This is a genomic window from Paenibacillus sp. VTT E-133291 (assembly GCF_002264395.1).
Lineage (GTDB): Bacteria > Bacillota > Bacilli > Paenibacillales > Paenibacillaceae > Paenibacillus_AQ > Paenibacillus_AQ nitricinens.
In genome coordinates this window covers 1-257 of record NZ_NFVA01000276.1, presented here as the reverse complement: position 1 = coordinate 257, position 257 = coordinate 1, and the positions used below count along the sequence as shown (strand labels likewise).

1 protein-coding gene is annotated in these 257 nt (G+C 56.8%); it reads left to right on the top strand.

Annotation, left to right across the window (positions count from 1 at the left end):
- Window positions 1-257 (top strand): phage tail fiber protein (locus CA598_RS32660; RefSeq protein ID WP_483874408.1); only part of this gene is annotated, 257 nt, incomplete at both ends.

The following is a 257-nucleotide window of genomic DNA, read 5'->3' as shown; positions in this document are numbered from 1 at the left end:
CAACAGCGGCGGATACCGGCACGGAAGTAAGCGGAGGTTCATACGCACGGCAGGCGGTTACATTCGGAGCGCCGACGCTCGTTAGCGGTCAGCAAACCGTAGCAAATACCGCAGAAGTCGTATTCCCCGTTGCAACTGCGGATTGGGGACTCGTAACGCACATCGGATTACGTACGGCGGCAACTGGCGGATCTCTACTATGGACGAAACCGCTAGATAATCCGCGTACATTACTCGTTGGCGACCGTCCGAGATTC